The following is a 26,633-nucleotide window of genomic DNA, read 5'->3' as shown; positions in this document are numbered from 1 at the left end:
CGGCGCGCACCCGATCATGCCGGTCGCCCTGACCCGTCGGCCATTACGCAATCCGATTTGTTCTCACAATGTTCTTGACGGCAACCCTGACATCATGTAAGGGTTTACACTCTTTCGCATGTTGGCCAATTTTCTCGAAGGGGGAACCGCCATGAGTGATGCTGAAACAAACGCCGTCGGAAAGCGCGATCTTTCCGGCCTCTTGGATATTCTCACAAGCGCCGTGACGACCCTGGATGCCTATGGTGTCGACGGATACAGCGACCTCTACCTCTACGTGTCGGGGCATCGAGGCGACGAGGTCGTAACCGAACTCGCCGTGGAGAAGAACAGGTTCTGGATGTCGGAAGCCGGGCTCGGCGGAACGGTGCCCCGCTACATTCGCGCGGACGAGGAGGGCAACCGGCGTTCGCTGCTCGTTGCCGAACTCTGCTATGCCATGTTCCACTGGCACCTCGGCTCCGACGACATCGCCGGCTATCTGGGCTGCGGCACCTACCTGCTCGATCGCTGGATCGCCGATGCCCGCTCGGGCAATGGATCGGCGGTGCTCTCGGTCGCCATCGCCAACGACATCCGCCGCCTCGTGATCGTGGAGTCCGAGCGCATCATACTGGGCATTCCCGACGGCATGGCTGCGGATTGGGTCCGTCAGCCCCGCAGCGCCTTCGGTGGCCGGTCGATCGCGGACCTTCTCCTCAACGACGGGGAGATCGGCTTCCGTCGCATCCAGATGTTCCTGCTCAACGGTATCGCAGCTGCCTACCCGACGGTGCATTGATGTTGCGCGAGTCTGACCCCGCGCTTGCCAGCGCGGCCGCTCTGCTCTCATCGAGCCTGAACTACCGCGTCCTGCGCCGCCTGGACCTGGGCGATGGTTCCCTCGAGCTGCACGCATACGATGCAGCCCGGCCGCTCTCCGTCGCTGCCGCTCTCGACGTCGAGACGACCGGCCTGGATGTCGCCTGCGACAAGATCATCGAGCTGGCGATCCGCCGCTTCGCCTATGACGAGGAAGGGCGGATCGTTCGGATCGGGCGAGCGCGTTCGTGGCGGGAGGATCCCGGTGTTCCTCTCCATGCTGAGATCACGCGGGTGACGGGTCTGACGGACCCCGACCTCGCCGGGCAGAGCATCGACGCCGCCGAGGCCGCAGCAGTTCTGACGTCGTGCGGGGCGGTATTCAGCCACAACGCCGCCTTTGACCGGCCCTTCGTCGAGCGCCGTCTGCCCCGAGCAGCCGGGCTCGATTGGGGATGCAGTCTGGCGGACGTCGACTGGGACGAGTTCGGATTCGAGGGCCGGGCACTGGGCTGGCTGGCGGCGCAGTCAGGCTGGTTCTTCGACGCCCACCGCGCCGCTGCCGACGTCGATGCGCTGATCGCCCTTCTGGCCCATGCGGGCCCCGATCGGCGCACGGTGCTGGCGTCGGCGCTGGAGGGGATGAACAGGGCCGGGTGGAAGGTGAGCGCCGAGGGCGCCGGCTTCGAGGCGCGGCACGTGCTGAAGGCACGGGGCTACCGCTGGGACGGGCGCCTCAAGGAATGGTGGCGCGAGGTCCGCGATGGCGACGTCGACTGCGAGCGTCGCTGGCTGGAGGACCACGTCTACGCGCCGGGCATGGGCGCGCGCCGCCCTGGTCCGCGGGTGCAGGTCATCCACAGCGGCAACCGCTACTCGCTGCCGAGCTAGCTTGGGTTGGAGCGGTCTGCGAGCGAGACGCGGCCGTTCGTCAGCCGTTCGACCTCGAGGTCCAGCTGTGCCGGCCATGTCCCCGGCATCAGTCTCCCGTTCCTCCGCGCGATCGCGGCGTCGATAACGAGGCGGGCATCCTCGATCGAGAGGACGGCGTGCCTCGAAGGCACCGACTGCGCGGTCCGGAAGTCGTGGCGCGGTTGCCTCGTGAGAAGCTTCACCTCGTCGATCCTGGTTCCCACGAGACGGCGCGAGACATGTCCGCGGTGCAGCTTTGGCGACCGGCGCACGACAACGTCCGCGCCGGCTTGCTTCAGCATTTTCTCGAGTTCGCGCCATTGAGTGGACCAGTCCGCCGGCAGCAGGATTGTGGGCGTTATGCGGTTGCCCGCGGGGGCGAGGCTTCCCGTGCGATTCACCGCATCGACGATTGCCTGCCTGACCTCGTCTGCGGTAGGATCGCCGCGGTAGACCCGGCTGCCGAGTACGGTCGTCGAGAAGAGGTCGATCACCAGACAGAGCGATGGCCTGAATTCAGCGTCGTCCGCCGCCACGAAGAGGTCCGGCCGGGGGTGATCGATGACCAGCACTTCGCCGAAGGAGTGGGCCACGTGGCCTGTCGGACTTTTGGCGTTGAGGCTGAACGGCGGCACGGTTGCGTCGCGTTTCAACGCCGCGCCTTCGATAACGCGCGCCACGATCTCGTCACCCGCCCGGCCCGCCTCGTCTGCGATGCCTTCTTCCACGCGGCTTCGGCCCCTGGCATGTGGCGCCAGGTCGATCAGGCTCCTGCGTCGCGTCCACTTGCGCAGCAGTGAATAGAACCTGGTGCGGCCGAGGTTAAGTGCGGCCATTGCCTCGGCCAGGTCGCCCTGGGTGGGCACCGCAAGCGCGGTGTATTCGTCGAACACCAGCGCGCGGCTCCGCGCGACCGCCTTCTTCGTCTCCGGCAGCGCGAGCCATGCGGGATCCTTCTCGTCCTGCGCGGGCGCGGATTGTGGCGGTGCCTTGTCAGTCATGTCTTTCCTTCGGGACGATCGCACGCGAACTTTCTCCACTCAAACGAAAAAGTGACACTCATCTTGATTTTCCGTTTGGCCGAGGTTAGATCGATGTCACTTTATAGCTCATGTAGGGGAATTGCATGGAAGGGGCAGCCAAGGTCTCGTCACATGATCGTGATCACGCGAAGCCGGCGCTGGACATCGTGCTGGACGGTTTTTGGGAAGCGAGGGCAGGTGGTCAGCGGTTTTTGCGAAGCAGCCCGAGCGCGCGCTGCAGGAGCGACGGATCGCGCCCCCAGCGCGGAGGTCCGAAATGATCGCGGGCGTCCTCGGGCAGAGTGTCGAGCACCTCGGCGGGCGTCTGCGCAAGCTGGACCGGCCGCGACGCCAGGACGAAGCGCGTGCCGCTGGCGGAATTGCGGCTGGCCGTGATCGTCAGACGGTCGAACTGGGGCAACTTCGTCTCCACCACCGCGGACAGCAGGCGCCCTACGCATGCCGAACAGATGCTGGCGGGAAAGACCTCGCTGGTGATCAGCTCAGACCGTTGCGCGACACGGATGACGAGGCCTTGCCCGATAGGCAGCGTAGCCGTGATCAGCGGGAAGACTCCCGTCAGGATCATCGTTCGCGGTCCCGCCGGATCTCCGGTTTCGATGGTGACGCGCCCGCCATCCCGTCTGGCGGCGATCTCAAGCACCTCGACGGCCGACAGCCCGCAAGCGGCGAGCACGTCGCGAACAGCGGCGTCGATGGTCCAGGACCATGCGGGCATAGGCGCCCGGAACTGCAGGAGGCCACCGGGAGCCGCCACGTCGATATCGCGAATGGAGGGCGCGGCCGCGTGCAGGAGAGCGGCGTCGCAAGCGGCGGCGTCGGCCAGGCGCGTCACTTTCCGGGCATCCCGCCGCAGGTCGTTGGAGCCGTGCCGCACGACCGTCGTCCGCTCCCCGAGGCGAAGCTCTCCGGTGTTCCAGTTGTAGGTCGGGGTCGGAAGTCGGGTGATCTGCAGCTCGGCGAGCGGTGGCGTGCTCGCTTCGCCGATCCTGGGTGGCAGGATCTCGATCAAACTTCGGACGCAGCTGGAGATGGACATCGCGCCTTGATAGTCGGTGACGCTTTCCATCCTGTTACGGCATCGGCGGCGTCAGGCAGGATCCTGGTGGGGCTTGATGCGCGCCAGGCCGGTGCCGCGCCATATGAACGGCAGGCCGCCCCCTGTTACTACCACGTGAGCGCAGGCGAATGTCTCGGCGGGGCCGGCGGCGGCTTGGAACCGTTCAATCTGATGATGGAAGCTGGCGCGCGCGTCCCCGAGCCACTCCTCGATGTCGGACACTCCGAGCAGTGGTGTAGCGCTTCCCGCTGGCCATTCCGACATCAGGAAGGCGTGGGTGCCCGCGTCGACGGCGACCACACCGAGGCCGCGATCCTGGGCGAAGGCATGGATCGCCGGAACGGCCTCTCGTTCCTCGATCGGCTGGCATATGGGATCGCCCTCCTTGCCGAAGTAGTAAGCCGCGCAGTGGATGCCTCGTTCCTCGTCATGGATTGCATGGACGAGGTCCTGCGGCCGGCCCGTCTCGTCGAAATTGATCCAAACGTAGGTCAATTCGGATGGCCTGCTGATACGCGTGCTTCTGGCGGTCATTTCTATCTCCTTTGGGGGGCTTTCTTTCGGCACGGAGGAGCCGTCCCGTTCGTGCGATGCGCGATCGCGCCACTGCGCCGCGCACCAAACAGGTGCGCTGATCACGTCGGTGCTTTGGCTAAGCGGGGTGCTCGATGATGAGCGGAGTGGCCATCGAGAGGACCGTGCCTCCGGTGCCGCCGTCGGGCCGCAGGCTCGACGCAGGCGCCTTCCTCTTTTCGGACCTCGCCGCTGACCTTGTCCGTGACCCTTCTCGCCGGACGAGCTCACAGTCCTGCACCGGTGAGTTCATGTCGCTCACGACCTCAAGGCGACTTGTGTTCGAAAGCGCGGGCGAGCGCGACCTGCTCATGATCCTCGACGTCGACTACAGGACGGTCGAGCTGACGACCCAGCCCGAGCGCTTCCGTGTTCACAACGGGCGCCGCTGGACCACCTACGTGCCCGACGTGTTCGCCGCGTCCCTTCATGGCGAACGCTGTTTCTTCCAGGTCAAGCCGGGCGCGCGGTTCGCTGCCGATCCGACGCTTAAGGGCCGTATCGACGCGATTGAGGAAGAGTCGGCGCTCCGCGGGGCCGTCCACCGGCTCTGTCCTCGCGAAGGCCTCAGGGTCGGCCACCGTCTTCGTAATGCGCGCTGGATACACGCTGCGGCGACCGCGATCGATCCGATTGAGGCGCGCCTGGTCCACTCCATTCTGCGCGGCTTCAATTCTCCCTGCCGTCTGGGCGAACTCCGGCAGGGCGGCCTGGATACGCGTCTCCGCAACTGCCTGCTCGGCCTGGTCGGGCATCGCGAGGCTGCAATCGCGCTAGCGGCACCCATAGACGACGAATTGGAGGTGTTCTGGTGAGTACGGCGGTGAACCGGCTCGCCCTGAACGTCGGCGACACCGTCCTGATCGGCGGTCCGGCGGACGACCTGCTGAAGGTCGTCAAGCGCATCCGGCGGGGTTGGCTGGTCCAGCGCCACGGCTCCGAAACGACCGAGACCGTCACTGATCTGGAATTGGTCCACGCCTATCATGAGCAGCGCCTGACGAGGTGGGCGATCAATCTCGAGGGCATGGACGACGTCCGGGCCGCGAAGCTCAAGTCAGCGTTCGACGCCTGGCCTCCGCACTGCCAGCGCGAGTGCTTGCGCCGGCTCGCCTTCGTCACGGCTGTCGACGAGATCCGCGACGCGCATCGAACGGCGTTGTCCGCATGCAAGGCGGCAGTGACGGTTGTTTGGGACGAAATGTCAGCTGATTGGCAGCAGGAGGAGCGCGATGCCGCGGTCAGCGGGGCGTCGGGCAAGCGCCGTCGCAATGGGGTGGAGCAGGGCGGCGACGCGGTGACAGTCAAGACCCTGAAGTCGCCGAAACCGTCCACCGTCCGCACGTGGTATGCCGACTGGGTGGGGTCCGGTCGCAACGAGATGGCGCTCATGCCCGCCTTCGAGAAGCGGGGTCATCGCACACCGCGGTATGCAGTGGCCGCCAACGACGACGAGAAGGACACCTATCAGTTGATGGAGGAGGCGGCGAAGGGGGCCTACCTCGATCTGTTAAAGCGCTCCAAGCAGATCGCGTTCGAGTTCTACCAGTCACTGTGCGCCAAACTCGAAATCCCGAGCGTGTCGGGCAGGACTTTTCGGCGTTTTCTCTCGCGCCATTACGACGACTACGACCGCTGTGCCGCCCGGGAGGGAAAGAAGGCGGCTTGGCTGAAGTTCGGTATCTTCGTGCTGCGCGATCTTCCGGATCGTCCGCTCGAGGAAGTCGAGGTCGACCATTGTCTGGTCGACCTGGTCGTCGTGGACGAGAACGGAAAGGCGATCGGCCGTCCCTGGATAACCGTGCTGCTTGACCGCGCGACGAAGTGCATCGTCGGCATCCACGTCAGTTTCATGCCTCCGAGCTACCTTACCGTGCAGCGGGCATTGGCACATGCGCTGTATGAGAAGGACCTTTCGGCCTTTCCGGGATTGAAGAACGGCTGGCCCTGCTTTGGGTTGGTTGAATGGCTGATCAGCGACCGGGGCAAGGAGTTCCTGAGCCGCAGCTTTCGGACGGCGTGCCTGCTGCTGCACGTTTACCCAATCGCCCTTCCGGGGCGGAAGCCGTGGCTGAAGGGGGCGGTGGAGCGCATCTTCAGGACGCTTCACGCCCGTGTGTTCGACTTGCAGGAGGGTTCCACGAAGGCTTGGAACGCCGACACCTACAATTCAGCCAAGCGCGCGCGGGTCACACGACCTGAGCTCGACCGGATGATCGTCGAGTGGATAGTGGACGACTACCATCAGCGCCCTCACCCTGCCCTGAAACGCAAGCATGGTAGGGAAATGACGCCGGACGAGGCTTGGGCCATGTTGGTCGAGCGTTTCGGGGTGCGCTTTGCACCCGACCCCCATCATGCGTTCCGTCTCACCGGCGAAATCTTCGAACGCAAGATACTCGGCACTGGGATCCGTATCAAAGGGCATATCTACGTAAACGAGCCGCTGCTCTCGCGGCTCCTCCGGCGGACTGGGGCGAAGGAGCGGTATTGGACGTTCCGCCGCGACCGGGCCGACCTTGGGCGCATCTGGATCCTCGTGGAGGGTGAGGGCTGGCACGAGATCCGCAACCTCGATTACGATCTGACCGACGGCGTGTCCGAGCAGCAGTTCGCGATCTGGAAGGGAGATGCTCTCGATCACGCCGCATCTGACGAGGAACCCTGCGTCGCCGATCTGTATGAGGCGCGCGCTCGCGTGGAGGCTACACGCGATGCGGCCCTGTCAGGCGCGAACACGCTGGCGTCGGCGCTGCGGTGGGCCCGCTACGGCGACATGGGTGAGACGTTTACCCCTATCCCGGGGTTTGGTCCGTCGCGTGAACAGGCGAGCTCGCCTGTTCCTTCGCTGCTCCCGCCACCGTCGCCTGCGGAGCTGGCGATCACCGATGAGACCAGCTCAGACCGGTCGGTAGAGAGTGACCCTGAGGGCGATGACCCCCCTGAGGGCGCCGGGCAAGGCACCGACGCTCTCGCCGCGATCATCGATGAGGAAGCGCTGAAGCTGCTTGAGGAGATGGGCGGATGATGTTCCCGGACGGCTATGACGAGGGCGAGGTCGAAGCCGCGACGGTGGCGGCAAAGTTGGAGAATGGCATCATTCCCCATCCTGCGCTGAAGAACGCGCAGAAGGCGCTGCGCCTGCATCAGCTCCGGAGCCTTCCATTGGACGGTCGGGCCCCCCAGGCGGGACACCTTCTACTGGTTACCGGCGAGCCTGGTGCCGGCAAGAGCACTCTTCTCGCGCTGCACAAGGAACGGTTCAAGGACGTGCGGGACGAGGACGGCCTGAGGATCACGGCCGTGCTCGCCGAAATGCCCACGCCCTGCACCAAAAAGGGCGTGGTGGAGGCGATTTTCCGCAGCATGCATCATGACGTTCCCAAGGATTGGAATGCCGCCCACATCATCGAGGAGATCGCCAGGCTGGTGCGCGAGCACCACGTCTTGATGATCATGCTCGACGAAGCCGATCGCATCTTCGGAGTTGATACCGAGGGGGTCGCCAAGTTTCTCGTGTCGCTGCTCAACACCGTCAAGGCGCAGTTCGTTCTGGCGGGGGCGCCCACGCTGCTGAAGCTCAATTCGACCTACGGACTCGAGCGGCGGACGGAAGAGGACATCGTCTTGGCGCCCTACCGGTGGGACACCGGCGACGGGCAGAAGAACTTCAGGACCCTGCTCCAGGTGTTTGACCATAGGTTGGGACTCGGCAAGCTCGCGGGGCTTCATGAGTTTGACCTCGCGAGACGTATATACGTGGCCACGGGCGGGCATGTCGGCATAGTCTCCAAGCTGCTCGTCGCCGCTGCCCGGAGGGCCGCCGAGGGTGGCCGGACACTGGATCGTAAACTCCTCGGCGACACCTGGGCTGATCTGCGAAGGAAGGATCAGGAGCCGGAGGACATCGACTTCGACCGGGACGTGATGAAGGATCCGGTGAAACCGAAGCCACCGGTTCTTCGCGAGGACAATCCACTTCTGTGCCGGGCGGATAGGGTCAAGGCCATCTGGGCGGCACAGCGCGCGGCGGCGGCCGAGGCCGAGGCCGCGCAGGAGGTGGCGAAGCGCGGCCGCCGGACGATCCCCGGGCGCCGACGGTCAGCGCGGACCTAGTTGGCCCGTGAGCTCCCTCCTTCCCCTTACCTTACGCTCGCGGGAGCATGAACCGGCTCACGCCGCGATGGTTCGGCTCGCGCGCCGTTGGGGTGCTGGAGACGCTGTGCGCTTCGCAAGGTCTTTCGGTGCCTCGTTGCGTGACCTGACATCGGGTCGCCGGGTAGCCCTGTTTGCGGACCGCGCCGGATTGGATGCTGCGGAAGTTGTTCGAGCGTCGCCCCTGATCCGGGCCCGAAGTCGGACGGTGGAACTGCACGGAGAGGTTCTGCAGCTTGGCGACTGGTCTCTCCGTTCACGCCGCCGTTGCCCCATCTGCGTCCAGACGGATGCCGACGACGCCGGGCAGATCGGGATACCTGCGGAATGGTGGGCGACTAGCCGGAGCTGGTGGGACATCCGTTCAATCGACGTCTGCCCGGAACATCATGTTCGCATGATTGACCGGTGTGCCTCCTGCGGATCACTTCATGACTGGAAGTCCGGCCTTCTGGTTTGCCGGTGCGGAGCGACGAACGGCCCTCGCGTCTGCATCGAGGGTGACCCGGCGTTCTCCCGATACGTGCTCGGGCGGCTCTCACTTTGCCATCCGACGTTGGTTCCCGTCCTCGACGGCATGGCGCTGGACGAGGCAGTGAGAACGGCTGAACTCCTCGGCGCTTCGCGCCTCCCCTGGAGCCCGGTGAAGCCGAAGCGCACCTATGCCGACGAAGTGACGGATCGTCTGCAGGGGCTTCGGCTCGCCCTCGACTGGCCGGCCGGTTTGCTCAAGTCTTTGGATGAACTCGTCGCTGGCTACGATCTGCGGCCGGCCCAGGGCCTGATCGCCGCATACGGCTGGGTCTACTCTGAGATGTGCATGGGCGACGTTTCGCAGGCCACGTCGGGCCTGGTGGCTGGCGTTGTGCGAGAGCACGCGGTTCGGAGCGGCATCATTGCGAGAGACGAGGACCGGCTTGGCGGGGATGTTCCCGAGACGATGACCGCCAAGACGGCTGCCAAGTGCCTCGGTTATGGCTACGAAAGGACCCGGCGCACCCTGGAGCAGGCAGGGGCGATACCGACTGGTTCTCGGCGGGGGGTGGCCTTCGCCCTCGACCCCTCCGCCGTGGGGCGGCTGAGCCGCAGGGAGCAGAGCGTGCCGCCATCGGCTCTGCTTTCGATTGGCCGCACTCAGGCGCGGAAACTCCTCCGCGATGAGGGTCTGCGCGCCGCAATCCGTCCGGATGCCGGGGACCAGGCATCTGCGCTGGTAGGCATCATCAGCTCGCTCGCGATGCCGGGAGACCGGCAAGCAAACGTGCCTTTGTCCGCGGCCTGCCGGAATATGTCGGTTCCGCTGGCTGCGGCTTGCCGGGGCATTATCGAGGGCAACGTGCGTGTCCGCCTGAAAGGCTCTGAGGCCGGGCTCCGCGCCGTCCTTGTTCGGCAGGCAGACCTCGCCCCACTCCGGAAGCCCAGAGACAGAATGACCGTCGAGGCGATCGCACGTCAATCTGGCCTGCACCACGACGCAGTGAGAAGCCTCGTCCGGTGCGGCGCGTTCGGGGAGGCCGAACGCGGGCAGGTGGCCGCCACCGCGGTGCGCCGATTTCTAGACGAGCATGTGACGGCCGCAGAGCTGTCCCGCGATCGGAACACGTCTTCCACCGCCATTCGGCGGACATTGGAAAAGATGGGAGTGGTCCCGGCGTTCGGGCCGCCGGAGTGCCGCCAACTGATATACCGTCGCTGCGACTTGCCGACGATACACTGATGGCCGCACTCGCGATCGATCTTGACCGCGTCACTTTGGCGCCGCTCACCGTCCGTTTTCGTGAAGGTGAGGCGGCGAGCTCCCTGCTGCGCCGTCTAGCCGTGCGACGGGGCTGCGAGACCGTCCAAAGTTTCCTAAAGACGATCCCTCACTGCCCCGCCGTGCTCGCTAAGAGCGTCCCTACGGGTCAGCATCTCGATGTCGTCGCACGCCTTTCTGGAATCGGCTTGGAAGCTATCGCAGCATCCACTCCGGTGCGCACCACCCGCGGTTACATGTTGGGCGAGGTCCTGCTCGAGCGTGGCGGCAAGCTTGGAGTGGGGCCCGGATCAACCGGCAAGGTCTGCCCGGCTTGTCTCCTCGAGGATCGGGAATCATTGGATGGACCGCTGGAATGCCGACCCTATCGTCGCTTCTGGTGGGATCTTGACGGGATCGATGGCTGTCCGACGCACAACATCCCTCTGCTAAGGCAATGCCCTGACTGCGGCGTGTCGTCCCACGTTATCAACATAAGGCCGGATCGCTGCAGGTGCGCCCTCGATCTCGCAGGGCCAGCGGAAGAACCGGCGACGGGCTATGATGCGGACGTGCTTCGCATGGTCAGAGGTGGGCCGCGCCCGTGGTGGGCGCACGGCCTTTCGATTCGGTCCGTCACCAGTCTCGCGCTCAGGGTTGGGCTTCTGGAGGCGAAGGGTTCCCGAGTGGCTGAGGTGCGCCGCCTGGAGTCGCGTGAACGGATGGGGATGACGTCACTCGGGGCGACTCTGCTGGACTCAGGGTGGAGCGAGATTGATGCTCTATTTGACAGGCGAGCCGCGGCTGGTCGCCGCAGAAATGCGGGCGAGATATATGGCGATCTGCTTAAATGGCTGGAGAGGCGGGACGAGGAAGGCCTCACACCTTTCAAAGAGCGAATGGCCGAACATGCGGCGGGTGCCCTTCGGGAAGTGCACGGCAGCTCCATGTTCGGACTGAACCTCGATGAGGTCGGGCGCTCTCGGCATTCGCTCCGGAGCCCTGAACCTGCTGGCTCGGCCTTTCGTGATGCCCTGAACCGGGCAAGGCAACATGTAGAACATGGCCGTAGCGAAGACCTTGCCGCTGTTCTCGGCCTCACCCGCGGACAGCTCCAGAGCATGATGCACAAGGATCCCGTAGACAGGCTCGATGGTGCGGTGCGAAATCGCCACAACACATATCGCTACGACACTATCGGCGCGCTCGGATTCATGGACCTGGCAGCGGGTGCCCCGGTTTTCGTGGATGTCCCCGAGACCTTTGTGCCACTACTTGAGGTGCGTCGGCTTCGGCGCACGTGGGTCGCGGTCTACAGGGCCCTCCGGGAGAAGCGGATGAGCGTTGCTGGACTGCGCGATGGTCAGTCCGGCCTGGCCGCCATTCTCGTCCACCGGGATGAGGTTCGCGCCGCTTGCCCTGTTGAGCGGCCGGGATGGGACGAAAGCTCGCTTTCCAATCCGGAAGCGCGGAAACGGCTCGGCGTGACCTCAGGGACGCTGCAAGCGCTGCGGCGACGTGGGATCGTGCGCTTCGTTCGGCGCCGGTCAGCGGACGACAAATCGAGCAACGCGCCCTCCCTCGAATCGGTGGAGGCTTTCGAGAGGGATTACGTGACGTTGAAGGGGCTAGGTTGCGAGTTCGGGGCCCCGAGTTTGGAACTGGCGCAATCACTGGAGGACGCTGGGATCCGCACCATACTGGAGGATGGGCACCAAGACTTGATCTTCCTCAGGGGAGAGGCGATGTTCGCGTTGGCTTCCGGCAAAATCGCGTCAGTCTAATTGAGTCCAAACCATCCCGCGTTTAAGCCTAATTGAGTCCGAGATGATCTTTTATGTGGCCATATGACCGATAATTCGCACCTTAATTGGTTCCGCTAAGAACATGATCGGGCTGCGGCTGGCTGGCCTCGTGGCGATGGGCGCGGGGCTGGCTGGCTGCGACAGTAAGCCGAACAATGATGCAGCGTCGGTCATGCAGACGGTGCCGGTGGTGGTGAACAGCGCGCCGCCAGAGAATGTCGCTGCGCCTGTTTCGCAGCCCAAGAATCTGAAAAATAATCGCTTTCCTGTTTCACGTGAAACGCTGGCACCCCCGAAAGCACCCCCGGTGAAAGCGCAGCCGCAGCCCGATTATCGCGCCATCGGCACCGAGCCGTTCTGGGCCGTGACGGTGCGCGGAACGGTCGCGACGCTTGAACGACCCGACCAAGGCCCCATGCAATTTGCGGTGGCGCGCGCGAGCGAGAAACGCACGATCCGCTACATCGGCGACGGCTTCGCCATGACGATCAGCCAGGGGCCGTGCAGCGACGGCATGAGCGACGCGCTATGGTCAGACCGGGTGGCGGTGGCCTTTGCCGATGGTGTGCTGAAGGGCTGCGGGGGTGAGCGGGACACAGGCGACAGCCCGCCTGTCTAATCCGCGCGCATGGCTGTATTGACCAGCGCCTCCGCCTCCATCAGCAGCGCGTCCTCCGCCGCGCTTTGCGCGACCTGCTCGCGACCGATGAGGATCAGCACCGGGACGGCGAGCGGACTGACCCGGTCAAGGCTGACATGCAACATGGTCGTGGCCGCACGATCGATCAGGTCGCCCAGCCGCCCCACATCGGTCATGCGCGCACGCGCATCGGCCCAAGCGGCCTTCAGCAGCAGGTGGTCGGGCTGATATTTGCGCAGCACGTCGTAGATGAGATCGGTCGAAAAGGTGACTTGCCGCCCGGTCTTGCGCTTGCCCGGATGCTGCCGCTCGATCAGGCCGGATATGACGGCGACGTCGCGGAAAGCGCGCTTGAGCAGGCTCGACTGTTCGACCCAGTCGATAAATTCATGGTCGAGAATGTCGGCGGAAAACAGGCTTTTGGGATCAGTGACAGGCTTCAGGCCATAGATGGCCAGCGCATAGTCATTGGAAACGAAGCCCAGCGGCATCAACCCCTGGGCATCCATCCGCCGGGTCAGCAACATGCCCAGCGACTGATGGGCATTCCAGCCTTCGAAACTATAGCAGAGCAGATAATGACGCCCTTCGTGCGGGAAGGTTTCGATGAGCAGCTGACCCGGTTGCGGCAGGACGGAGCGCAGTTTCTGCATGTCGAGCCATTCGCGCACGTCCGGCGGGACGCGGTGCCATTGATCGGGCTGTGCCAGAAACGTGCGGACCCTTTCGGCAAGGCGCGTGGACATGGCCATGCGGGTGCCGCCCCAGCTGGGGATGCGGGCCTGTTTGGAGGTCGCCCGCACGATCAGGTCGCTGGTGTCCATCCTGACGACTTCCAGCGCCATGCCGGAAAAGAAGAAGCTGTCGCCGGGGGTAAGCTGGGCGGCGAACCCCTCCTCCACCGTGCCGAGCTTGCGGCCATTGGCGAAGCGGACGGCGAGCGCTGGCTGATCGACGATGATGCCCGCATTCAGGCGATGCTGCTGAATGAAACGCGGGTGGGACACGCGCCAGTTGCCATCAGGATCGTGCGTCAGCCGCTTGAACCGGTCATAGGCGCGCAGGGCGTAGCCGCCGCCTTCGATGAAATGGAGGACGGAGGCGAAGGCGTCGGGCGTCAATGCGCTATAGGGCGTTGCGGACTGGATTTCGGCCAGCATGTCCTCTTCACGGAACGGCCCGGCGCAGGCGAGGCCCATGACATGCTGGGCCAGCACGTCGAGGCTGCCCGCGCGAAAATCATCGGCGTCGCGTTCGCCCGCTTCAACAGCGTCGAGCGCCGCGCGGGCTTCGAGATATTCAAAGCGGTTGCCGGGGATCAGGATGGCCTCGCTCGCCTGATCGAGCCGGTGGTTGGCGCGGCCTATGCGTTGCAGCAGGCGGGACGATCCCTTGGGCGCGCCCATCTGGATCACGCAATCGACATTGCCCCAGTCGACGCCAAGGTCGAGCGAGGCGGTGGCGACAAGCGCGCGCAGCTTGCCGTCGGCCATGGCGCTTTCCACCTTGCGCCGCGCCTCGATCGACAGGCTGCCATGGTGGATGGCGATGGGCAGATTGGCGTCGTTCGCCGACCATAATTCCTGAAAGATGAGTTCGGCCAAGCCGCGCGTGTTGCAGAATACCAAGGTCGTCTGGTGCGCGGCGATTTCCGCCATGACCTGATTGGCCGCATATTTGCCCGAATGGCCCGACCAGGGGACGCGCCCTTGCGGGATGAGGATGGTGACGTTCGGCTCCGCGCCGGCTTCGCCCAGCACCGTGGCAACCGTGTCGATATCGCCATCGGGCGCGAGCCAGGCCCGGTAGGCGTCGACATCCGCGACGGTCGCGGACAGGGCGACGCGGCGCAGGCCGGGATTGATCCTCTGGAGCCGCGCCATCGACAGGCTGAGCAGGTCGCCGCGCTTTTGCGTGGCAAAGGCATGGACTTCGTCGACGATGACCGTTTGCAGATCCGCGAACATCAGCGCCGCATCGGGATAGCTGAGCAGCAGCGAGAGCGATTCGGGCGTGGTCAGCAATATGTGCGGCGGCTTGATCCGCTGGCGCGCCTTGCGGTCCGATGGCGTGTCGCCGGTGCGGGTTTCGACGCGGATCGGCAGCGCCATCTCCTCGATCGGGGTCAGGAGATTGCGGCGGACATCGACCGCCAGCGCCTTGAGCGGGGAGACATAGAGGGTGTGCAGCCGATCGGTCGGCTGTTCGATGAGGTCAGTGAGCGTCGGCAGAAACCCGGCCAGCGTCTTGCCCGCGCCGGTGGGGGCGACCAGCAGCGCATGATCGCCCCGGCGCGCGGCGGCGAGCATGGCGCGCTGATGGACGCGCGGCGTCCAGTCGCGCGCGGCAAACCATTGCTCCAGCACCGGGGGGAGGATGTCCATGACAGCGATGTAGGGAGGCGCTGGCCCGGTGTCACCGCCTTCGTCCAAGTCGCGCAACCCTGGTAACTAAAATACCATCGGGCGAAATATTCTTACGCACACCTCTGGCCCTCCGCCCCATCCCTGCGTTATCATCATGCCATCAGGAACGGCGCAACAGACGCCGTATCGAGCAGGAGATATATATGCCGGGCGAAACCGAAGCCGACCTTAGCGGGGTCGAACCCAACCGCCGCCGTCCCAAGCCGCCGATCATGGAGATTGACGGGCGTCCGCTGAAACCCGCGACGCTGATGATGGGCCATGGTTATGACCCCACTTTGTCGGAAGGGTCGCTCAAGCCACCGATTTTCCTTACTTCCACTTTCGCGTTCGAGAGCGCGGCGGCGGGCAAGCGGCATTTCGAGGGCGTGACGGGCATCCGGCCGGGCGGATCGGACGGCCTTGTCTATTCGCGCTTCAATGGCCCCAATCAGGAAATCGCCGAAGACCGCCTGTCGGTGTGGGAGGAAGCGGAGGACGCCCTGCTCTTTTCCAGCGGCATGTCGGCCATCGCCACCACCCTGCTGGCGATGGTGCAACCCGGCGACGTGATCGTCCATTCAGCGCCGCTCTATGCCGCGACCGAATCGCTGATCGGGCGGATATTGGGCAAGTTTGGCGTACAGTGGCTCGATTTTCCCGCTGGCGCGACCGAGGAAGAGATTGGCGCAGTGATCGAAAAGGCCAAGGGGCTTGGCCGCGTCGCGCTTATCTATCTGGAAAGCCCGGCGAATCCGACCAACGTACTGGTCGACATCGAAGCGGTTGTCGCGCGGCGCAACTTCCTGTTCGACGGCGAAGCGCATGTGCCGCCGATCGCGATCGACAATACGTTTCTGGGGCCGCTATGGCTGAAACCGCTGGCCCATGGCGCGGATCTGGTGATTTACAGCCTGACCAAATATGCCGGCGGGCATAGTGACCTGGTCGCAGGCGGGGTGCTGGGGTCCAATGCGCTGATCACCACCATCCGGCTGATGCGCAATACGATCGGCACCATATTGGACCCGCATAGCGCCTGGATGCTGTTGCGGTCGCTGGAGACGCTGGAATTGCGGATGAGCAGGGCGGGCGAAAATGCCGCCAAGGTGTGCGCCTGGCTGAAGGACCAGCCGCAGGTGGAGAAGATCGTCTATCTGGGCTTTCCCGAAAGCGAACGGCAGCGCGATATTTATGCGCGCCATTGCAGCGGGGCGGGATCGACCTTTTCGCTCTACCTGAAAGGTGGCGAAGCGGAGGCGTTCGCCTTTCTCGACGCGCTCAAGATTGCCAAGCTGGCCGTGAGCCTGGGCGGGACCGAGACGCTGGCGAGCCATCCCGCCGCGATGACCCATTTGTCGGTGCCGGCCGCGCGCAAGGCGGCTTTGGAGATTGGCGACAATATGGTCCGTATCTCGATCGGCTGCGAGGATGCCGATGATCTGATCGCCGATTTTGCCCAGGCGTTGCGGGCGATCGGCTGAGATGGGCGACAAGGTGGATCGACCGCTTCTGTTGGTGGGCCAGCCCTTGCTGGCCCCCTTGCTGCCGCTGCTGGCAAGCGATCATGACGTCATCGCCCTTTGGGAAAAGCCCGACGCCGCGCAACTGGCGCGCGTCGATGCGGTGATATGGGCAGGCGAATTCGCGCTGGACCGATCGCTGATCGACGCAATGCCGCGCCTGTCGCTGATCGCCTGCTTCACCGTGGGCTATGACGGGGTGGACCTGGCGCTGGCCAAGGCGCGCGGCATTGCGGTCACCCACGCGGGCGATGCCAATGCGCAGGATGTGGCGGACCATGCGATCGGGCTGATGATCGCCCATCGCCGCTGGATCGTGGGTGGCGACCGGCATTTGCGGGCGGGATTGTGGACGATCGAGGCCAAGACGCGCACCCGGTCGATGGGCGGGGCGCGGCTGGGGATTATCGGCATGGGGTCGATCGGCATTGCAGTGGCGGAGCGGGCGCAGGCGATGCGGATGCAGGTGAACTGGTGGGGGCCGCGCGACAAGCCTGCCCTCCCTTGGCCCCGCACCGACAGTCTGGAGGCGCTGGCGCGGCAGAGCGACATATTGCTGGTCGCGGCGCGCGCGGACGAAAGCAATCGGGGCATGATTTCCAGGGCGATCATGGATGCGCTGGGGCCGGACGGGCTGCTGGTCAATGTCGCGCGCGGGCAGTTGGTGGATGAAACAGCGCTGATCGCTGCGCTGAAATCCGGGGATCTGGGGGGAGCCGCGATCGACGTGTTCGACCCCGAACCGACCGACCCCGCGCGCTGGGTGGATGTGCCCAATGTGGTGCTGACCCCGCACACCGGCGGGGCGACGCACGAGGCGGTAGGGCGAATGGCGCAGATGCTGATCGCCAATCTGTTCGCCCATTTCGCAGGCGAGCCGCTCCCCTCCCCCGTTCGCCTCTGAACCCTGCGGCGAGTCGTGCGTTGAGCGCGGCACGGCGATGAGGCCGTTGCAGGAGGGGGTGCGCCGTGGGGATGACAGCAGGATCGCGATGGGCTGTCCGCATTGGCGTCGGGCTGCTTGTCCTGATCGGGCTGCTGATCCTGCTGCTGGCGGCATTTCCATGGGGCATGTTCAAGGGCCGGATCGAGGATCGCCTGTCGGACCGGATCGGCAAGCGGGTCACGATCGGCTCCATGGTGCGCGAGGATAGCCTGTCCTTTCACCCGGTCGTGCGCCTGACCGACATAAAGGTGCCGCAGCCCGACTGGGCGCCGGGCAACGCCGATCTGGCGCGGGTTGGCGAGGCGCGGGTCGGCTTTTCCGCGCTGGCGCTGCTGACCGGCGGGCCGGTGCTGGAACGGCTGGACCTGGCGCATGCGCGCCTGTCCTTCTATCGCGCCGCCGACGGACGCGAAAGCTGGAGCGGCGAGCGCAGCCGCGCGAGTGACGACAAGGGGCAGCGCCCGGCCCTGCGCAGCCTGACGGTCAGCGACAGCCGGATCGCCTATCGCGACGACAAGCGCGGTCGATCGGTCGACGCGGCGCTGACGGTCGACGCCAGGGGATTACGCCTGTCGGGCACGGGCGATGTCCGCGGCCATCCGGTTCGGGTGACCGCCAGCGGCGCGCCGATCGTGGGGCACAAGACGGGTGCGCGCTGGCCGTTCAAGGCGGAGATTGCCGGCGAGGCCGTGGGCATGACCATCGACGGCACGATGGATGGGCCGCTCGACATCGGCCATTTGCGCGGCAAGGTGACTGGCCATGCGATCGACCTGCGCGTGCTGGATGCGATCATAGAGGCGGGCCTGCCCGGCACCCAGCCCGTGCGACTGGCGGCGCAGGTCGTGCGCAACCGGCCCGACTGGACCATCGAGAATCTGAAAGGCACGATCGGCCGGTCCGACATTGCAGGGCACGCCACCATCCGCAAACGCGATGGCCGCACGCGCATCGACGGCGCGATCGCGTCGGCACGGTTCGATTTCGACGATCTGTCGTCCAACGAGGGCAAGCGCAGGGCGGCGGCCAAGCGCGCGAAGCTGGGCGAACGGCTGATTCCCGATACGGCGATCGACCTGACGCACATGGCGCGGACCGATGGACGCCTGGAGGTGCGGGCCGACAGGCTGTTATGGCCCGGTTCCAGCCCGTTCCGTTCCTTGCGCGGCACATTGAGTCTGGAACGCAGCCGACTGGTGGTCGAACCGCTGCGGCTCGGCCTGACGCGCGGGATATTGACGGGCCGCCTGGCGGTCGATCAGCGGCAGGGTGGGCCACGTTTGGAACTGGCGCTCAATCTGCGGTCGGCGCGGTTGCTGGATTTCTTCCCCGAAGCGCGGATCGATGGCGGGCTGGCCGGGCGGGTTGTCCTGAATGGACCGGGCCGCACGATCCGGCAGGCGGTGGGGCGATCGTCCGGCACCATCGCGCTGGTCGGGCGCGACGGATCGATCCCGGCGCGCACGGCGGCGCTGATGGGACAGGATGTCGGCAAGGGGCTGACTGTGGACAAGGACAAGATGGCGGTGCTGCGCTGCGTGGTGGCGCGCTTCGACGTCAGCAACGGCGTGGCGCGCGCGAACCCGGTGCTGATCGACACGTCACGCGCCCAGACGCGCATTGCCGGGACGATCCGCCTGACGGACGAGGTGATGGCGCTGAAAGCGAGCGGTCAGCCCAAGCAGGGCAGCCTGTTGCGGCTGAACGGCACGGTGCCGATTGGCGGGACGATCAAGCAGCCCGATATTCGCGTGCCGACCGAGGCGCGATCGGCCAAGGGCATATTGAAGATGATCGGCAAGGCGATTGCCGGCGACAAGGTGCCGCGGGCGCGCGACGCGGACTGCGAGGGGCTGGCCAAAACGGCTATGCGCTAGACACATTTCCGTTCGTTTCGAACGGATGTGGGGATATTAAACCCAGTCCACCCGCGTCCAGCCGCGGGCGGCCGCCAGTTTCGCCAGCTTCCTGTGCGGGTTTGATGCGAAGGGGATGTCGGCGAATTCCAGCATCGGCGCGTCCGAGACATGGTCGGAATAGGCGCGGATATGCGCCTGGCCACGATCGATCGCCTCGGCCGCCATCCACGCCTTGATCATCCGCAGCTTGCCCGTGTCATAGCAATTTTCACCGGCAATCTTGGCACGGACATAGCGCAAGTCCTGCGAAAGATGATCGGTGGCGATCACGGCGTCGAAACCCAGTCGCCGGGCGATCGGCTCGACATACAGGCGGTAGGATGCGGTGGCGAGGACGAGGCGATAGCCATCGGCGCGGTCCTGCGCGATCTGGGCCACCGCGCCCTGCCGCAAATTGGTCGCCACCACCTTGTCGGCATAGGTTTCGACATGCGGCATGAGCCGCGCACGCTCGACATTGAAGCCGATCATCAGCGCCTGATTAAGCTCCTTCAGCCGCTGGCGCGTGATCAGCTTGACCACATAAGCGAGCATCAGCAATCCGACGCAGGGGAGCAGCGCCAGCCGCCACGGGGCCATGGCGCGCGCCATGTGAATGAGGAAGCCGGTATAGGTGCCGCTGAACGTCACCGTGCGGTCCATGTCGTAAATTGCCAGACGGTGCGTCATGCCGTGTCCGAAACTTTTGCCCTTGTCCTTCGTTCTGACTTGCAGTTGGGCCGTTTCGGCTTGCCGCGCAACCGATATTGGACCAGTAATCCCATCGCATGAACAAAGCCGCCGATCTTGCCGAAGAAATGCGTGACGACGGCACAGTGATCCGACTTTCCGGATCGCTGGCCGTTGCCTGCCTGCATGACCTGCCCGGTCGGCTGGATGCGGTGCAGGGCCCTGTCAGCGCGATCGACCTGTCGGAGGTCGACCATATCGACACGATCGGCGCATGGACCGTGCATCGCACGGCCAGGCGGCTGAGCGCCCCGATCACCGGCGGGCAGGGCGATACGATGCGGCTGATCGACGCGGTCGGGGCGCTGGACGAACCCGTGTCGATCCGGCCCGATCATGTCCCGGCGATCCGCCGCGTCGTCGGCCAGATCGGCGAGGCGGTCAGCATGGCGGGATCGACCATGCTGGGCCTGCTGGGCTTTTTCGGCGGCACGCTGGTCGCGACGTGGAACATCATCCGCCACCCCAGCCGGTTCCGCGTCAATGCCGTGGTCCAGCGGTTCGAGGTTGTCGGCGTGTCGGCGCTGGGCATTATCGGCCTGATGAGTTTCCTGATCGGCATCGTCATCGCGCAGCAGGGATCGGTGCAGTTGCGCCAGTTCGGCATGGAGATGCTGACGATCAATCTGGTGGGTCGGCTGACCTTCCGCGAACTGGGCGTGCTGATGACCGCGATCATGGTCGCGGGCCGGTCCGGATCCGCGTTCGCCGCGCAACTTGGCACGATGAAGCTGACCGAGGAAGTCGATGCGATGCGCACGATCGGCGTATCGCCGATGGAGGCGCTGGTGCTGCCGCGCACGCTGGCGGTCGTCGTCATGATGCCGCTGCTGGGCTTTTACGCGTCGATCATGGCGGTCATCGGCGGCGGTTTCCTCTGCGCCATCGCGCTCGACATACCCCCGATCACCTTCGTCCAGCGCCTGCGCGAAGTCGTGCCGATCACCGACCTGTGGGTGGGGCTGATCAAGGCCCCGGTATTCGGCCTGATCATCGCCATTTCCGGCTGTTTCCAGGGGATGCAGGTCAAGGGCAATGCGGAGGAAGTGGGGCTGCGCACCACGGCTGCGGTCGTGCAGGCCATCTTCCTGGTCATCGTTCTGGACGCGATATTCGCCGTGTTCTTTACCTGGGTGGGGTGGAACTGATGGCCGAGCATGAGGACATCGTCGCCGAGGAAGAGCGGATCGAAACCGTGATGGAGCAAAGCGACATCGCGATTTCGGTGCGCGGCATCCGCAACAGTTTTGGCGATCAGGTGGTGCATGACGGGCTGGACCTGGACGTGCGCAAGGGCGAGATCATGGGCGTTGTCGGCGGGTCCGGCACCGGCAAATCGGTGCTGATGCGGGCGATCATCGGCCTTCAGACCCCGGACGAGGGGGAAATCCACGTCTTTGGCGAATCGATGATCGGCCGTTCCGACGATGAGGCGCTGGCGATCCGCAAGCGTTGGGGTGTGCTGTTTCAGGGCGGCGCGCTGTTTTCGACGCTGACCGTCGCGGAAAATGTCGAAGTGCCGATCCGCGAATATTATCCCAATATCGGCGCGGAACTGCGCGACGAAATCGCCGCCTACAAGATCCGGATGACCGGGCTTCCTGCCGAGGCTGGTCCCAAATATCCGTCGGAACTGTCGGGCGGGATGAAGAAGCGGGCGGGGCTGGCGCGCGCGCTGGCGCTGGACCCGGACCTGTTGTTTCTGGACGAGCCGACGGCCGGGCTGGACCCGATCGGCGCGGCTGCGTTCGACGAACAGACCCGCCAGTTGCAACAGACGCTGGGGTTGACGGTGTTCCTGATCACCCATGACCTTGATACGCTCTATTCGATCTGCGACCGGGTCGCCGTTCTGGCCGACAAGAAGGTGATTGCCGTCGGCACGATCGACGAATTGCTGGCCACCGATCATCCGTGGATTCAGGAATATTTCAACGGCCCGCGCGGCCGCGCCGCGACGGCGGCGGTTACCCGTCAACATGACCGCGAACAGGATAGGGTGGCCCAGACGTCGCCCGATGGAAGGCAATAGGATATGGAAACCCGGTCCAACCATGTGCTTGTGGGCACGGTCACGCTGCTGCTGCTGGCGGCGATCATCGGTGCCGCCTTCTGGTTTTCGCGCCTGTCCGATGGCGAGAATAAGGAATATGACATCTTCTTCAAACAGTCGGTCAACGGCCTGGCGAAGGGATCGAGCGTCAATTATTCGGGCGTGCCGTCCGGCCAGGTCGAAAAGATCGAACTGTGGAAGCGCGATCCCGGATTTGTGAAGGTCCGCATTTCGGTGAAGGACGGCACGCCCGTCCTGCAGGGCACGACCGCGACGATCGCGGGCGTGGGCTTTACCGGCGTCAGCGAAATCGTGCTGGATGGCGCGGTCAAGGGCGCGCCGCCGATCATTTGCCCGGCCAACAATCCGTTGACGGTTTGCCCCGATGGCGTGCCGGTCATCCCGACCAAGCCGGGCGCGCTGGGCGAATTGCTTAACAATGCGCCGCAACTGCTGGAACGCCTGTCGACCCTGACCGAGCGGCTGACCGAATTGCTGAACGACAAGAATCAGCAGTCGATCGCCGGCATCCTGGCCAATGTCGAGCGTATTTCGAGTTCGCTGGCGGATCGCAGCCCGGAAATCTCCGCCACGCTGGCCGAAGCGCGCATCGCGGTGCAGCGCACCGGGGTTGCGGCCGAACAGATTGGCAAGCTGGCCGCGACGACCGATTCGCTGCTGACCGACGAGGGCAAGCCGCTGATGGCCGACCTGCGCAAGAGCGTTCAGTCGGCGACGCGCAGCATCGACACGCTGGATAAGACAATTGCCGAAGCCCAGCCGGGCGTGCGCGCCTTCAGCAACCAGACCATGCCGGAGGTCAACCAGCTGGTCCGCGACCTGCGCGAAATGTCGCGCGCCTTCCGCGGCGTGGCCGAAAAGCTGGACCAGCAAGGCGCTGGTTCGCTGGTAGGATCGCCCAAATTGCCGGATTACAAGCCATGATGAGAGGGACAAGGCGTATGTTCAACCGCCAAACGCGCAGCGCCACGGTTGCGCTCACCGCAGCCTTCCTGTTGGCTGGCTGCGTCTCCTTCGGCGCCAAGCCGCCAGAACAATTGCTGGCGCTGAGCGCCACGCAGACCGTCGCGCCGGGACGCCTGCTGACCGGCGCGCAGGGACCAAGCCTGACCGTGGCCGATCCCGAAGCGCCCAAGACGCTCGATACGGTGCGGGTGCCGGTAAAGCTGTCGCCCACCTCGATCGCGTATGTGACCAAGGTGCAATGGGCCGACACGCCCCGCCACCTGTTCCAGAAACTGCTGGCGGAGACGATTGCCGCGACCAGCAACCGCATCGTGCTGGACCCAGGCCAATATGCGGGCGACGCTGGCCAGCGGCTGATGGGCGAACTCGTCGCTTTTGGCCTGGATGCGCCAGGCAACAGCGCGGTCGTGACCTATGATGCGATATTGACCAAGGGCAGCGGCACCGTGATCGCGCGGCAGCGCTTTACCGCCACCGTACCGGTCGGCGCCAAGATCGAGGCAGGCACGATCGGCGTGCCGCTCAATGCCGCAGCGAACAAGGTCGCGGCGGATGTGGCGGCCTGGCTGGCAACGCAGCCGGGTTAAGCCCGCTCCAGCGCTTCACTCACCTCGCCGCCTGCCGCTTCGAGCAGGCGGCGCTCAAGCGTTTGCAACCGCGCCTTGCTCTCGATCTTGCCGCCGAGCAGGTCGGTGACATAGAATGTGTCGACCGCGCGTTCGCCATAGGTAGCGACATGGGCGCTATGGACGGTGACCTTCGACTGGAACAGCGCATTGGCCAGGCTGAACAGCAGGGCTGGCCGGTCGGCAGCGTTGATTTCCACCACGGTGAAGCGATTAGACGCCTTGTTGTCGATCAGCACGTTGGGGACGATGCGGAACGCTTCGGCGCGGGTCCGGGTCAGCGGGCGCGCCGACAATTTGGTGATCATCCGGTGGCGATTGGACAGCGAATCCTCGATCGCGTTGCGGATGCGGGTCAGCTGGTCGGGATCATGAAAGGCGCCGCCGAACGGGTCCTGCACCAGGAAATTGTCGATCGCCACGCCGTCGCGCGTCGTGTGGATGCGCGCGTCGATGATGTTCCCGCCCGCCAGATGGATGGCGCCCGCGATGCGATAGAACAGCCCCGGATGGTCGGTCGCATAGACCGTTACCAGCGTCGCGCCGCGCTGCGGATAATAATGGGCGGCGATCGACAGGGGCGCATCGGCAGACGCCAGGATGTGCTGCGCATTGTGGATCAGAATATCCTCTGGCTCGGCGATCCAGTAGGATTCGGGCAGCCGACGACGCAGCCGTTCAAATTCCGCATCAGGCAGACCCAACGCCTGCCGCGTCGCTTCCTGCTTGGCCGCGACCCGTTCGCTGCGGCCCTTCTGCTTGTGACCCAGCCGCAGCAATTCTTCGGCGGCCTCGTACAGGTCGCCCAGCAACTGCCGTTTCCAGCTGTTCCACACCCCCGGCCCGACTGCGCGAATATCCACCACGGTCAGGCAGAGCAGCAGGCGCAGCCGCTCCGGGCTTTGCACGACATCGACGAAATCGAGGATCGTCTTGTAGTCGGCCAGGTCGCGCTTGAAGGCGGTGGCCGACATCAGCAGATGATAGCGCACCAGCCAGGCGACCGTTTCCGTCTCCGCCGGGGTCAGGCCCAGCCGCGGGCACAGCTGTTTGGCGACGTCTGCGCCCAGGATACTATGGTCCCCGCCCCGTCCCTTCGCAATGTCATGCAGCAGCACCGCGACGTACAGGACGCGGCGCGACAGCAGCTTGCCCATCAGTTCGGTCGCCAGCGGATGATCGCCGGGCAGGTCGCCCTTTTCGATCCGGGCCAGCAGGCCAACGGCGCGGATCGTATGTTCGTCCACCGTATAATGGTGGTACATGTCGAACTGCATCTGCGCCACGACGCGGCGGAAATCGGGGATGAAGCGCCCGAAAACAGTGGATTCGTTCATCCAGCGCAACACGGTTTCGGGATCGCGCGGGGATGTGAGCACATCCATGAAGGCCGCATTGGCGCGCGGATCCTTGCGCACCTTGGCGGTGATCAGCCCGGCGTCGCGGCTGGCCGCGCGGATCGCGCCGGGGTGGATGGCCAGGCCATGGCGGTCGGCGACGGCGAAGATTTCCAAAAGCCGGACCGGATCGACCTGAAAAAAATCATCGCTGGGCAGCGACAGCCGACCGCGTTCGAGGACGAAGCCGTCCAGCTTTTTGGGCCGGCGAAACAGGGCGGGGATGTAGCGCCGCCCCCTGGCCCCCAACTGATCGTCCAGATGGGCCAGGAACATGGCCGTCAGGTCGCCCACGATCTTGGCGTTCAGGAAATAATAGCGCATGAAGCGCTCCACCCCCGACCGGCCATGCCGCCCGGTAAAGCGCATCCGCGTCGCGGTTTCCAGCTGGAGGTCGAAGGTCAGTCGATCCTCCGCCCGGCCAGTGATGGTGTGCAGGTGGCAACGCACCGCCCACAGAAAATCCTCCGCCTTCTGAAACTGGCGCAGTTCCAGCTGGGTCAGCAGCCCGACATCGACCAGTTCGGCCACCGACCGCACCCGGTTCACATATTTGCCGATCCAGAACAATGTGTGCAGGTCGCGCAGGCCGCCCTTGCCCTCCTTCACATTGGGTTCGACGACATAGCGGCTGTCGCCCATCCTTTTGTGGCGCTCGTCACGCTCGGCCAGCTTGTCGGTGACAAAGGCGCGGGCAGTGCCCTGCATCACTTCCGCGTCGAAGCGGGTTGATGTTTCCTCATATAGCGCGCGATCGCCCCAGACATAGCGCGCCTCAAGCAGGGCAGTGCGGACCGTGAGGTCGGCCTTGGCCATCCGCATCGTCTCGTCAATCGAGCGGCTGGAATGCCCGACTTTCAGACCGAGATCCCAGAGCGAATAGAGCATGGATTCGATGACCTGCTCGGTCCAGCCGGTCGGTTTCCACGGGGTGATGAAGCCGATGTCGACATCGCTATGCGGCGCCATTTCGCCCCGGCCATAGCCGCCGACCGCGATCAGGGCGATCCGCTCCCCCGTGCTGCGATTGCCCGACGGGTAGAGATGATGCGTCGTCGCGTCATAGAGCAGGCGCAAAATCTGGTCGATCAGGAAGGCAAAGGCCGTCACCGACTCCCGCCCGCGCGTGGGCTTGGCATGCAGCCGCCGGGCGATTTCGGCCCGGCCGTCGTCCAGTGCCGCCTTCAATTCCTTGACGATCACGCCGCGCAGCAGCATCGGATCGCTCCGGTGCAGTTGCGCCTGTGCGGTAATATTGTCGGAAATCGCACGCCGATCGATGATCGCGCGGCGCGATCCCAGCGCGGGAAATTGCATGACCATG

The 26,633-nt window shown here is 64.9% G+C and carries 21 protein-coding genes and 1 pseudogene; 16 read left to right on the top strand and 6 right to left on the bottom strand.

Features of this window, described 5'->3' with window-relative positions:
* Positions 1-151 precede the first annotated feature (151 nt).
* Entirely contained in the window at positions 152-781 is a 630-nt protein-coding gene (locus AC07X9_RS13565) for an antitoxin Xre/MbcA/ParS toxin-binding domain-containing protein (protein WP_176342121.1), read from the top strand.
* Positions 781-1,692, top strand: a complete 912-nt coding sequence (locus AC07X9_RS13560) for a 3'-5' exonuclease (RefSeq protein ID WP_086485799.1) — start codon at positions 781-783, stop codon at positions 1,690-1,692. The genes AC07X9_RS13565 and AC07X9_RS13560 overlap by 1 nt, the downstream gene beginning before the upstream one ends.
* Here the strand turns inward: AC07X9_RS13560 and AC07X9_RS13555 are convergent.
* From AC07X9_RS13555 to AC07X9_RS13545, 3 genes are all read right to left on the bottom strand, one after another.
* Positions 1,689-2,714, bottom strand: coding sequence for a hypothetical protein (locus tag AC07X9_RS13555; RefSeq protein ID WP_086485798.1), 1,026 nt, complete (start codon positions 2,712-2,714; stop codon positions 1,689-1,691). The two genes, AC07X9_RS13560 and AC07X9_RS13555, sit on opposite strands and share 4 nt — an antisense overlap.
* Positions 2,715-2,937: 223 nt before the next feature.
* Positions 2,938-3,825, bottom strand: a complete 888-nt coding sequence (locus tag AC07X9_RS13550; RefSeq protein ID WP_086485797.1) for a hypothetical protein — start codon at positions 3,823-3,825, stop codon at positions 2,938-2,940.
* Positions 3,826-3,846: 21 nt separating this feature from the next.
* Complete coding sequence (locus AC07X9_RS13545) at positions 3,847-4,350, bottom strand: hypothetical protein (protein WP_017183234.1); 504 nt, start codon at positions 4,348-4,350, stop codon at positions 3,847-3,849.
* A 134-nt stretch (positions 4,351-4,484) separates the two neighbouring features.
* Between AC07X9_RS13545 and AC07X9_RS13540 the strand changes: the two genes are divergently transcribed.
* The 7 genes and pseudogenes from AC07X9_RS13540 to AC07X9_RS13510 all read left to right on the top strand — a co-directional run bounded on the left by AC07X9_RS13540 (position 4,485) and on the right by AC07X9_RS13510 (position 12,703).
* A complete protein-coding gene (locus AC07X9_RS13540; protein ID WP_017183233.1) occupies positions 4,485-5,204 on the top strand; it encodes a hypothetical protein in 720 nt (239 codons plus the stop codon).
* Positions 5,201-7,417, top strand: coding sequence for a TnsB C-terminal domain-containing protein (locus tag AC07X9_RS13535; RefSeq protein WP_017183232.1), 2,217 nt, complete (start codon positions 5,201-5,203; stop codon positions 7,415-7,417). The genes AC07X9_RS13540 and AC07X9_RS13535 overlap by 4 nt, the downstream gene beginning before the upstream one ends.
* Positions 7,414-8,505: an ATP-binding protein gene (locus tag AC07X9_RS13530; protein ID WP_017183231.1), complete on the top strand. Its 1,092-nt coding sequence runs from the start codon at positions 7,414-7,416 to the stop codon at positions 8,503-8,505. Before AC07X9_RS13535 ends, AC07X9_RS13530 begins: the two co-directional genes overlap by 4 nt.
* A 7-nt stretch (positions 8,506-8,512) precedes the next feature.
* Positions 8,513-8,929, top strand: a pseudogene (locus AC07X9_RS13525) (TniQ family protein); the annotation flags it as partial.
* 12 nt (positions 8,930-8,941) lie between these two features.
* Positions 8,942-10,261, top strand: a complete 1,320-nt coding sequence (locus tag AC07X9_RS13520) for a hypothetical protein (RefSeq protein WP_241763645.1) — start codon at positions 8,942-8,944, stop codon at positions 10,259-10,261.
* Positions 10,261-12,063 (top strand): TniQ family protein, encoded by a 1,803-nt coding sequence (locus AC07X9_RS13515; protein WP_017183229.1) that lies wholly within the window; start codon positions 10,261-10,263, stop codon positions 12,061-12,063. The genes AC07X9_RS13520 and AC07X9_RS13515 overlap by 1 nt, the downstream gene beginning before the upstream one ends.
* A gap of 103 nt (positions 12,064-12,166) precedes the next feature.
* Positions 12,167-12,703: a COG3650 family protein gene (locus AC07X9_RS13510; protein WP_017183228.1), complete on the top strand. Its 537-nt coding sequence runs from the start codon at positions 12,167-12,169 to the stop codon at positions 12,701-12,703.
* On the opposite strand, the gene AC07X9_RS13505 is transcribed toward AC07X9_RS13510, so the two are convergent.
* Positions 12,700-15,108, bottom strand: coding sequence for a ligase-associated DNA damage response DEXH box helicase (locus AC07X9_RS13505; protein WP_051034304.1), 2,409 nt, complete (start codon positions 15,106-15,108; stop codon positions 12,700-12,702). The genes AC07X9_RS13510 and AC07X9_RS13505 overlap by 4 nt on opposite strands.
* A gap of 185 nt (positions 15,109-15,293) precedes the next feature.
* On the opposite strand from AC07X9_RS13505, the gene AC07X9_RS13500 reads away from it, so the two are divergent.
* From AC07X9_RS13500 to AC07X9_RS13490, 3 genes are all read left to right on the top strand, one after another.
* The gene (locus AC07X9_RS13500; protein ID WP_017183226.1) at positions 15,294-16,613 is read left to right on the top strand and encodes a cystathionine gamma-synthase family protein; all 1,320 of its coding nucleotides are present in this window, start codon (positions 15,294-15,296) and stop codon (positions 16,611-16,613) included.
* Between the two features lies 1 nt (position 16,614).
* A complete protein-coding gene (locus AC07X9_RS13495; RefSeq protein WP_017183225.1) occupies positions 16,615-17,556 on the top strand; it encodes a 2-hydroxyacid dehydrogenase in 942 nt (313 codons plus the stop codon).
* A 71-nt stretch (positions 17,557-17,627) separates the two neighbouring features.
* Positions 17,628-19,475, top strand: a complete 1,848-nt coding sequence (locus AC07X9_RS13490; protein WP_017183224.1) for an AsmA family protein — start codon at positions 17,628-17,630, stop codon at positions 19,473-19,475.
* 36 nt (positions 19,476-19,511) lie between these two features.
* On the opposite strand, the gene AC07X9_RS13485 is transcribed toward AC07X9_RS13490, so the two are convergent.
* On the bottom strand, positions 19,512-20,186 hold the full coding sequence (locus AC07X9_RS13485) for an HAD family hydrolase (protein ID WP_026002403.1): 675 nt from the start codon (positions 20,184-20,186) through the stop codon (positions 19,512-19,514).
* Positions 20,187-20,284: 98 nt separating this feature from the next.
* On the opposite strand from AC07X9_RS13485, the gene AC07X9_RS13480 reads away from it, so the two are divergent.
* From AC07X9_RS13480 to AC07X9_RS13465, 4 genes are read left to right on the top strand one after another with little or no spacing between them, the layout of a single operon-like run.
* Positions 20,285-21,394, top strand: coding sequence for an MlaE family ABC transporter permease (locus AC07X9_RS13480; RefSeq protein WP_017183222.1), 1,110 nt, complete (start codon positions 20,285-20,287; stop codon positions 21,392-21,394).
* A complete protein-coding gene (locus tag AC07X9_RS13475; RefSeq protein WP_017183221.1) occupies positions 21,394-22,278 on the top strand; it encodes an ABC transporter ATP-binding protein in 885 nt (294 codons plus the stop codon). Before AC07X9_RS13480 ends, AC07X9_RS13475 begins: the two co-directional genes overlap by 1 nt.
* 3 nt (positions 22,279-22,281) lie before the next feature.
* Positions 22,282-23,244 (top strand): MlaD family protein, encoded by a 963-nt coding sequence (locus tag AC07X9_RS13470; RefSeq protein WP_017183220.1) that lies wholly within the window; start codon positions 22,282-22,284, stop codon positions 23,242-23,244.
* Positions 23,245-23,261: 17 nt separating this feature from the next.
* Entirely contained in the window at positions 23,262-23,873 is a 612-nt protein-coding gene (locus AC07X9_RS13465) for an ABC-type transport auxiliary lipoprotein family protein (protein ID WP_017183219.1), read from the top strand.
* On the opposite strand, the gene AC07X9_RS13460 is transcribed toward AC07X9_RS13465, so the two are convergent.
* Complete coding sequence (locus AC07X9_RS13460) at positions 23,870-26,632, bottom strand: [protein-PII] uridylyltransferase (RefSeq protein WP_017183218.1); 2,763 nt, start codon at positions 26,630-26,632, stop codon at positions 23,870-23,872. The two genes, AC07X9_RS13465 and AC07X9_RS13460, sit on opposite strands and share 4 nt — an antisense overlap.
* Between the last annotated feature and the right edge of the window lies 1 nt (position 26,633).

The organism is Sphingobium sp. GW456-12-10-14-TSB1 (genome assembly GCF_059424385.1).
The sequence above is the reverse complement of the archived record's forward strand: the minus strand, read 5'-3'. Positions and strand labels throughout refer to the sequence as shown.

What these genes read in the sequence shown, in the direction of transcription:
- AC07X9_RS13565 (WP_176342121.1), top strand. Translation starts at nt 152, where the DNA reads ATGAGTGATGCTGAAACAAACGCCGTCGGAAAGCGCGATCTTTCCGGC.
- AC07X9_RS13560 (WP_086485799.1), top strand. Translation starts at nt 781, where the DNA reads ATGTTGCGCGAGTCTGACCCCGCGCTTGCCAGCGCGGCCGCTCTGCTC.
- AC07X9_RS13555 (WP_086485798.1), bottom strand. Translation starts at nt 2,714, where the DNA reads ATGACTGACAAGGCACCGCCACAATCCGCGCCCGCGCAGGACGAGAAG.
- AC07X9_RS13550 (WP_086485797.1), bottom strand. Translation starts at nt 3,825, where the DNA reads ATGGAAAGCGTCACCGACTATCAAGGCGCGATGTCCATCTCCAGCTGC.
- AC07X9_RS13545 (WP_017183234.1), bottom strand. Translation starts at nt 4,350, where the DNA reads ATGACCGCCAGAAGCACGCGTATCAGCAGGCCATCCGAATTGACCTAC.
- AC07X9_RS13540 (WP_017183233.1), top strand. Translation starts at nt 4,485, where the DNA reads ATGATGAGCGGAGTGGCCATCGAGAGGACCGTGCCTCCGGTGCCGCCG.
- AC07X9_RS13530 (WP_017183231.1), top strand. Translation starts at nt 7,414, where the DNA reads ATGATGTTCCCGGACGGCTATGACGAGGGCGAGGTCGAAGCCGCGACG.
- AC07X9_RS13520 (WP_241763645.1), top strand. Translation starts at nt 8,942, where the DNA reads ATGATTGACCGGTGTGCCTCCTGCGGATCACTTCATGACTGGAAGTCC.
- AC07X9_RS13515 (WP_017183229.1), top strand. Translation starts at nt 10,261, where the DNA reads ATGGCCGCACTCGCGATCGATCTTGACCGCGTCACTTTGGCGCCGCTC.
- AC07X9_RS13510 (WP_017183228.1), top strand. Translation starts at nt 12,167, where the DNA reads ATGATCGGGCTGCGGCTGGCTGGCCTCGTGGCGATGGGCGCGGGGCTG.
- AC07X9_RS13505 (WP_051034304.1), bottom strand. Translation starts at nt 15,108, where the DNA reads ATGGACATCCTCCCCCCGGTGCTGGAGCAATGGTTTGCCGCGCGCGAC.
- AC07X9_RS13500 (WP_017183226.1), top strand. Translation starts at nt 15,294, where the DNA reads ATGCCGGGCGAAACCGAAGCCGACCTTAGCGGGGTCGAACCCAACCGC.
- AC07X9_RS13495 (WP_017183225.1), top strand. Translation starts at nt 16,615, where the DNA reads ATGGGCGACAAGGTGGATCGACCGCTTCTGTTGGTGGGCCAGCCCTTG.
- AC07X9_RS13490 (WP_017183224.1), top strand. Translation starts at nt 17,628, where the DNA reads ATGACAGCAGGATCGCGATGGGCTGTCCGCATTGGCGTCGGGCTGCTT.
- AC07X9_RS13485 (WP_026002403.1), bottom strand. Translation starts at nt 20,186, where the DNA reads ATGACGCACCGTCTGGCAATTTACGACATGGACCGCACGGTGACGTTC.
- AC07X9_RS13480 (WP_017183222.1), top strand. Translation starts at nt 20,285, where the DNA reads ATGAACAAAGCCGCCGATCTTGCCGAAGAAATGCGTGACGACGGCACA.
- AC07X9_RS13475 (WP_017183221.1), top strand. Translation starts at nt 21,394, where the DNA reads ATGGCCGAGCATGAGGACATCGTCGCCGAGGAAGAGCGGATCGAAACC.
- AC07X9_RS13470 (WP_017183220.1), top strand. Translation starts at nt 22,282, where the DNA reads ATGGAAACCCGGTCCAACCATGTGCTTGTGGGCACGGTCACGCTGCTG.
- AC07X9_RS13465 (WP_017183219.1), top strand. Translation starts at nt 23,262, where the DNA reads ATGTTCAACCGCCAAACGCGCAGCGCCACGGTTGCGCTCACCGCAGCC.
- AC07X9_RS13460 (WP_017183218.1), bottom strand. Translation starts at nt 26,632, where the DNA reads ATGGTCATGCAATTTCCCGCGCTGGGATCGCGCCGCGCGATCATCGAT.